We start from the raw sequence: 7,723 nt of genomic DNA on the forward strand, positions 1-7,723 counted from the left end.
GGGTAGACATGTTTTTGATAAGATAATGCGTTTGACAGTATGTATGGTCCATGTGTTTTAAGGCTTGTTTTTTTGGCCTGACGCGGGCAAAACCGCAGATATTTTTTTTTTGATACTTTGTCAGGATTGACTTGCAAGCAATTCATATGTCATATTTAATATTGCTTTTAAAGCGATTGTTTAATTAAGTATGTACAAAGAATTTATGGCTATATTGTATTACGGTTTAAATAGTTATGTGTAAAGATGAAACGCTGCCCCGCTACAATCAAACCGGTAAAAAAAAGTATCCGGCGGATGACGAATTGTTTTTCAGCCGGCAGCAACACCCCGTCTTGGTTACTGAAATAATATTTAACGATTAATTGTAGGAATAATAGCCTTTTTGGTTTGATAAGGAAAGAAAATTTTACGGGCAGTAAGGGTCTCGGCAATATGATTGAAAACTCAGGTTTTTTAACAGGGGGATAAATAAATCGGGATTAATGTAACCCGTGCGTTAAAAAGAGCCGGAAGGAGGAAGTGTGCTGGCCAAAGTATTAAGCAGTGCGGTGATCGGAATTGATGCGTATCTGGTGGAAGTTGAAATCGATATCGCATGCGGTCTGCCATCGTTTACAACGGTTGGACTTCCGGAAACATCCGTCAAGGAAAGCAAGGAACGGGTTAAATCCGCGATACACAATTCCGGGTATAACTTTCCGGATGACAGAATTACGCTAAATCTGGCCCCGGCCGACATTAAAAAGGAAGGCACGGGCTTTGATCTGCCCATTGCGCTGGGAATACTGGCGGCTACCGGGATTATTCCGGAAAACACCCTGTCAGCATATCTGATTCTGGGTGAGCTTTCTCTGGACGGGCGTATCAAGTCCGTCAGGGGTGTGCTGCCGATGGCCCTGACGGCAAAACAGGCGGGATATTCGGGGATTGTCGTGCCCAGCGATAATCGTCAGGAAGCATCCGTGGTCAGTGGGATTAAAGTCCTGGCGGCAAATCATCTTTCAGAGGTCGTTGAATATTTCCGTTTCGGGACGGCTATTATCCCTGAAGAAATCGATTCGAACGGGATTCTGGACGGACCGGACCGAATAGAGGAAAATTTTTCTGACGTGCTGGGCCAGGAACATGCCAAACGGGCACTGGAAATTGCCGCTGCCGGAGGGCATAATCTACTGATGACCGGGCCTCCGGGTTCGGGGAAAACCATGCTGGCCAGGCGGCTTCGAGGAATTCTGCCGCCGTTGACATTTGACGAGGCCATCGAAACCACCAAAATTCTGAGCGTGGTCGGCCTGCTTGAAAAAGATCAGGCGTTGGTCACGCAACGGCCGTTCCGGGCACCGCATCATACCATATCCGATGCCGGCCTGATTGGTGGCGGCCATGTCCCCAGGCCCGGGGAGGTGAGTCTGGCGCATAACGGGGTGCTGTTTTTAGATGAGCTTCCCGAGTTTAAGAAGCATGTGCTGGAGGTACTCCGCCAGCCGCTTGAAGATAAGCAGGTTACCATTTCACGCGCATCGTTCACCATTACGTATCCGTCTTCATTCATGCTGGTCGCCGCGATGAATCCATGCGCGTGCGGATACTATTCAGATCCGAAACATGAATGCACCTGCAGTCTGCATCAAATTCAGAAATACCGCTCCAGGGTATCGGGTCCGCTGCTGGATCGCATCGATATGTATGTGGATGTGCCGGCCGTTCCCTATCGGGATCTGAAGAAAAAAATCGCATCCGAATCTTCGGAAACCGTTCGGGAACGGGTGGCCGCGGCCCGGAAGATCCAGTCGGACCGCTTTGCCGGCGCCCCTATTTACTGCAATGCCCAGATGGGCACCCGGCATATCAATGCCTTCTGCCGGATTGATAAAACCGCTTCAAACCTGCTGGAAGTCGCCATGGAAAAACTGTCGCTGTCAGCCCGTGCCTATAACCGCGTGCTTAAACTGGCCCGGACGATCGCGGACCTGGAAAACCGGCCGGAAATATTAATGGAACATGTTTCCGAGGCGATTCAGTACCGGAGCCTTGACCGGGGCAGGGGAGTGGGCGGAATTTGAAATTTTGGGGAATGTTGTTTCTGTTTCTGCGGTTCAGGTTAATACAGCCTTTTTGGGTGTGGTTAAGACAGGATGAAAGATATCTCACGCAAAGGCGCGAAGGCGCAAAAAAAGAAGATTCCCCGCCCGCTTTGCTTGAGGCGCAAGGAACGCGGAGGGGGGGGGGGATATTTCGTGACGTCCGAAATGGGAAGATTCGCCAGGAAAAAGAGAGTATGCAGTCGGCAGCATGGAGTAAACGGTGAATAAAGAAACTTTTCTTGGTTTGTCGGGGAATTGGTTATCTGTTCGAAAAGGGAAAAATTGCCACAGAGCTCTCAGCGATCACAGAGGATGGGAAAGGATTTATTTTTGGAGAAGGTTCCTGATTGTGCGATAGGGGGCCACCGCGATTTTGTAGCTGGATTGTCATTCGAGGCCATGGATAAAACGCAATCCGTTATGCAAAACAATTATGGAGTTAAACGAAATTGATTTCAACAGGAACCCCGACAGGGGTTGAGTCGTATAGCCGGTGGTTTTAACCGCCGGTTGAATTAACCATACGGGCATGAGTCCTGAAAGGACGACGTTAGGACACGTTACAATCATGGAAAGCACGTTAAGCAATCTGGTGTGCTCTTTGGTAAAATAGCATAATTTACCTGTTTTTTTTGTGTTTTATCATGCATGGTGGTTCGTATCGGATGTTCACGCTATCAACCTCAACAACTGCGGATCGTTACGAAAGATCAGACACCATTTAGCAACGGCTGACAGTTCTGCTCTGCTGCGGGTCATCGCTCGAATGGTTTTGAGATGATATCGCACTTTCTCTTTTGCAGCCGGGTTATTGCCTCCGCTACAACGTAATTTTGCTGTGAGATATTGCTCGATCTCGCGGGAAACAGTTTGCCAGATGTTCTTGCGTTCTTCAGTTAAAGGCTCATGCTCGTTGAGCTTCAAGCGCTTGATCGTTTCATCCACCCGTTGTGCCTCCCATTCGGAGTCGCGTGGGGCGGGTATGGCGTTGCCTTCTTCGTCAAATGCAATCAAATTGACGTCATACAGGTCGGTAGGATCGAGCAAGTAGGGAGATTCAGACTCTTCGCACTGATTATCGAATACCGAGCAGTTGGTCCCTGCTTTCAGGGGAAACCAGCCGCCTTTCTTACGGTTGCCGACATTGCCGCAGAGCCGGAAGTTTGTGGAATCGAACGTCAGCCACCAATAGCCATCGCGCACGGTGCCGTCCAATTCTCTGGCTTCTTTTTTCGGACGGAAATGTTCCACATCGTAATGGGAGTAGAGTTCACGCACTTCGGAAAACCAGCACTTGCCTAAGGAAAGCACCTGCAACCAGAGCTTCAGCTTGCCCCAATGGCCGGCGTGATCGTCGATAATTTGGTTGCGCTCTGCCATTTTTCCCTGTTGATGCAGCGACTGCAACTGTTCGGCATAGTCTTGGGATGTCTGCAGCCATTGATTCCAGCGTTCCTGGGTCCAAGGCTTCCAGCTGGGGAAATCGGGGTGTGCCGGGGTATTAGCGGGCGTTTTGCCTTCAAAATCAATAAAGATCATTCGGCCTTTTCCTCCCGCAAAATTTCATCGATGATGACATCGGCGATGGCATCCTGCTCTTGTTGTTCCTCCGGCGTCAGAATCTCCTTGTGAAATTTGGTGTGTTGCGCCATCTTGCTCACAAATTTGGCATAATAGGGGTCCTTAAAATCTTTGGCAAAACCCAGATCGGAGAGTTCGTCGCTCAGGTGCTTGAGCTCTTCATCCTCTGCTTTGGTACAGCGATCACCGATGGCGAACAGGTAGTTGCGGCGATCCAGGCGGCGCAGGGTTTCCGAGTCCACGGTGGAGCGCAGGCCGAACAGCTCACTCTTGAGCAGGCCTGTGACCCCCATGCCTTGCGGATGTTGGTCCGGCATGTCAACAATCAATCTGCCGTTTTCTTTGTGAAAAATACGCACTTGTTCACGGCGCAGGCTACCCACCATCATGGGGTCGTGGGTGGTGATGATGATTTGCGAATCGCCCGTCAGGGTTTTGTCTTCATTCTGTTTAAGGACGTTTTGAATCTTGTCAAAGTAGTGCAGTTTCCAGATGGGGTTCAAGTGGGTATCGGGCTCGTCCAGCAGGAACAGACAGTGATCCTGACTGGTGATGCGCATCAACCCCAGCACGGTCAGCAGTTGCAGCTCGCCCTCGGAGAGTTGGTCAAAGCTGATATTGCCCTGGCTGTCTTTGTGTTTGACGCTGATGCGTACCTCGTCGATGAGATCTCCGATGTAAGCGCCTTCGGCATAGCGGAAAAAGATTTCCGGCGGGCCGACCAGTTCGCCGAGCTTTTCCAGCGCCTGCTTGTCGGGCAGAAACAGATACAGCTGCGCTTGCTTTTCACTGCGGCCCCGGAAATCCAGCTGTTTTGATTTGACTTCGTCTATTGGCGCGACGGCCAGTTGCCATAACTTGTCCAGAAACCCGATTACCACCGTGCCCCGGGCATACCAGAAGCGATTGTCGCCATTGAGCAGGTCGTCTTCATTCAGGGTGCGTTTCAGGTGATAGGGTTGTTTCAATACGAACAAGACCGAATCCAGCTCGAGAATGTTCAGGTCTTTCAGCAGGCTTGTGAACACCGGATCCCGGGACAACAAACAGGCCAGCAATACCAGCCGGCTGTGGCCGCCCCGGCAATAGAACAGGCGGCGGATCAGTTCGTCCTGATCATTGCGCAGCAGTTGGGTGAATCGTTTCTGGTGGGCCTGAAACAGTTGCTCGATGCGTTCGTTCTTGCCGGAGTAATAGGCGAAAACGTGGGACGGCAGGTACTCCCGGGCATGCTCGGCCAAAGCAACCGCAGAGCTGCGCTCAGCGTCGATGACCACCTTGGGTTTCTTTCCGGATGCGGCTACCAAGTTTATGCTATGGCCGCGCAGGGAGTAATCCATCTCATAGTCCAGGCTGGCGGCATTGTTCAAATCCAGATCCCGGAAGATGGTGATGATCGCTTCCAGCAGGTTGGACTTACCCGAACCATTCTGGCCGATAACGGCGTGGGAGTTAAAATTGCGCCTGCCCCCATCAGGATCTTCTGTCGATGGCGTGAACGAAATTTCAAAATCCTTCAGATTGCGAAAATCCCTGATCTTCAACCGTTGAATATGCATGGTCAATCCTTGGAAAGTGGCGCATCGGCACCTTGTTGTACGGGCTTTTTACCATCCCAGATTACCGAATAGTGGCCAAGTTTACGCTTTTTCTCAAGGGTTTCTGCCACCGTTTTTTTGAGTGTTTCTAATATCTCTTTGTTTTTTTCCGAAGGGGTTGTTTTATGGGTGGAAATCATAATCCTGACTCCTTTGATAACAGCGTAAAATATTCGTCATGAAGAATGTTCCGGATTTCTCCCTGTTGCTCGAAAACCAGCACCGGGTCGTCGCTATCATTCATAAAGCAGACGCAGCGGTCCGCCGCACTGCTGAAATCGGATAATAAATTGCAGAGACTGCGCGGAAAGCGGCGTTCAATATCCTTTATCGGAATGTCATGACCCCCATGGGCAACACGCTCGGCAACGCGCAGTTTGGACATTTCAATACTGGGCAGTGCCAGATAAATGAGTTCGACCTGCCAGCCGGCCTTTTTCAGGCGGTTGATGAGTTTTAAATGCCCCCGGCCCGAAAGGGTGGTTTCAAAGGCAAAGTCCACACCCCCGGCAATGCTCGCTTCAATTTCTTTCAAAAAAATTCGGCTTGCCGCCACAAGCTCACGCGCCGGTGCCAAGGGCGAAAGACCGGAGGCGATCAAATCCGCGTTGAGAAAATGGGTGCAACCGGCCACCTTGGGCAGATAATCCAGGGCAAAGGTGGTTTTGCCCGAGCCGTTGGGACCGGCGATGATCCAACAGGTGGGCATCAGGGCACCCCCGCGTTTTCCAGCGCAACCGCCTTTTCAATGACCCGCGCTTTTTGGGGTTCCACGATCCATCCGCGTGCCATTTCGGTTTTCAGTTGCTGGTAGAATCCGTCGATCGTAAGTCCCGAATAGTTCCACAACGCTTTTGCCGAGAGTTCACCGCGGTGTCCGGCCAGGATGGCGCAAAGCGGTGCATGGTACTGGTTGTTGGGACTTGCCGCCAGTTTCAGCTTGGTTACCAGTTCGGTTTCAGGGGCTTTCATGGTCTCTTTGTCCTTGATGTGGGTGCCGGTGATTGCGGCGATGGCGGATTGAGCAAAAAATCCAGAAACGGTTTGTGCTTTTAGCAATTGGTTATGCAGTGTTCGGGATATTTCTATCATAAGTTTAAGGCGTTTTAAAATTTCATTTTGTTCCGAGAGAGGCGGAACCGGAAAATAAAAATTTCTAAGTTGGGTCATATTAATTGAGGATAGATTCGTTGTTTGCTTTGAAGCACCTGCAAAGTAGTCTCTGCCGACATCTGAGTTAAAGACTAACTCAACCCATTCATTCAGAATCAATTCTGAGGGCACGCGAGCCTTAAAAATATGGTTTTGATGTAAGCAATGTCCAATCTGTTCATGCCAGATGGCCGTACGACCCACTTTATCCCAATCACCACCTTCGGTTATCAGTAGGTCTCCTTCCATAAGCTGGTACTTTTCATATTCATCCATTGGTACTTCAATTTCTTTCATTCCAGAAAGATCAAAGTAACCCCTTTGTACATTTGCAACCCGAAGATATGGGTAAAAAGCTGTCTTCCGATTTTTTAAATTTCTGCCCTTAGTGATTCCTCCAATTACAATGGCAACTTCATCAAACGCAACAACCGCCCAGTGTCTGGGATAGATATGATTTTCGATTTTAGCTTTGCCAACGACCTTTTGTTTCCTCAGCCACTTTTTTTTCATGTACTCTTTTCGTACCTTGTTCGTTGTTGTGATAATAGATTCAAGTTGTACATTATCCTGTGAGGATTTAGAAAAAAAACCTCGAACCGCAAGTTTCGCGAGCAAGCTTTGCAAGGCATCGACACTATCCGGCCCATCCAACAGCAACGGCAAATGATCCTGAACCCGCAACCAAGCGGTTTTGAGTTCGTGGGAGCTTTGGGCGTTGGCGAGTGCGTCCAGCGCGGTGGTGCGGGTGAGGGCTTGCAGCTTGCGGCGTTTTTGCTGCTGGGCTTCCAGTTTGTCGCACAGTGCCATCAGCTCATCGACTTTGGCTACGATGCGTTTTTGTTCTGCAAATGGAGGAAAAGGAAGAACAATTGGATGAATATCCCCTTTGTTAAAACCAGCCTGTGCTGATCTACTCGCCGAATAGAGATGTCTTTGGAAAACATTTGATTCAAGCGTCAAAAATAAGAATTTAGGGCAGATAATTTTAGGTGAGTGTATAACTTTTGCTAAAGCAACATTATATGCACCATCGAATGCCCAAAAAAGCTTTCCTACTGATGCGCCATATCGTCCAAGTAGAATATCCCCTTTGGTGCAAAACTTTGATGCCAGGTCTTTTGGAATATACACAGGCACAGGATTTGGCCCTAAGTCGCGTATCTGAATTAATTGTATATACTCGATGATCCAGTTTTTCGAGCTTGACGAAAAATCCGGTTATCGTTAAGCTGCTGCTCGGTACCTGAGAGAAGGCGAGGGCTGAAAGTTCCCCCAGATTCTCGCGTTCATATGTTTGCCAGA

Annotated in this window: 6 protein-coding genes; 1 reads left to right on the forward strand and 5 read right to left on the reverse strand. The window is 49.4% G+C overall.

The features are described from left to right. Positions 1 to 524: 524 nt before the first annotated feature. Positions 525 to 2,066, forward strand: coding sequence for a YifB family Mg chelatase-like AAA ATPase (locus PHQ97_11950; GenBank protein MDD4393444.1), 1,542 nt, complete (start codon positions 525 to 527; stop codon positions 2,064 to 2,066). A 690-nt stretch (positions 2,067 to 2,756) separates the two neighbouring features. On the opposite strand, the gene PHQ97_11955 is transcribed toward PHQ97_11950, so the two are convergent. Genes PHQ97_11955 through PHQ97_11975 form a run of 5 tightly spaced genes read right to left on the reverse strand, consistent with a single transcriptional unit; the run spans position 2,757 to position 7,558 of the window. Further along, a complete protein-coding gene (locus PHQ97_11955) occupies positions 2,757 to 3,626 on the reverse strand; it encodes a hypothetical protein (protein ID MDD4393445.1) in 870 nt (289 codons plus the stop codon). Then, a complete protein-coding gene (locus PHQ97_11960) occupies positions 3,623 to 5,227 on the reverse strand; it encodes an AAA family ATPase (GenBank protein ID MDD4393446.1) in 1,605 nt (534 codons plus the stop codon). The genes PHQ97_11955 and PHQ97_11960 overlap by 4 nt, the downstream gene beginning before the upstream one ends. 2 nt (positions 5,228 to 5,229) lie before the next feature. After that, positions 5,230 to 5,406, reverse strand: a complete 177-nt coding sequence (locus PHQ97_11965; protein ID MDD4393447.1) for a hypothetical protein — start codon at positions 5,404 to 5,406, stop codon at positions 5,230 to 5,232. Beyond that, positions 5,403 to 5,975: a zeta toxin family protein gene (locus PHQ97_11970; GenBank protein ID MDD4393448.1), complete on the reverse strand. Its 573-nt coding sequence runs from the start codon at positions 5,973 to 5,975 to the stop codon at positions 5,403 to 5,405. The genes PHQ97_11965 and PHQ97_11970 overlap by 4 nt, the downstream gene beginning before the upstream one ends. Continuing rightward, complete coding sequence (locus PHQ97_11975) at positions 5,975 to 7,558, reverse strand: restriction endonuclease subunit S (GenBank protein ID MDD4393449.1); 1,584 nt, start codon at positions 7,556 to 7,558, stop codon at positions 5,975 to 5,977. The genes PHQ97_11970 and PHQ97_11975 overlap by 1 nt, the downstream gene beginning before the upstream one ends. Between the last annotated feature and the right edge of the window lie 165 nt (positions 7,559 to 7,723).

Source organism: Desulfobacterales bacterium, assembly GCA_028704555.1.
Classification (GTDB): Bacteria; Desulfobacterota; Desulfobacteria; order Desulfobacterales; family JAQWFD01; genus JAQWFD01.

Bases quoted from the DNA above. Each gene is read 5' to 3' on its own strand.
- PHQ97_11955 (MDD4393445.1), bottom strand. From the start codon at position 3,626: ATGATCTTTATTGATTTTGAAGGCAAAACGCCCGCTAATACCCCGGCA.
- PHQ97_11960 (MDD4393446.1), bottom strand. From the start codon at position 5,227: ATGCATATTCAACGGTTGAAGATCAGGGATTTTCGCAATCTGAAGGAT.
- PHQ97_11965 (MDD4393447.1), bottom strand. From the start codon at position 5,406: ATGATTTCCACCCATAAAACAACCCCTTCGGAAAAAAACAAAGAGATA.
- PHQ97_11970 (MDD4393448.1), bottom strand. From the start codon at position 5,975: ATGCCCACCTGTTGGATCATCGCCGGTCCCAACGGCTCGGGCAAAACC.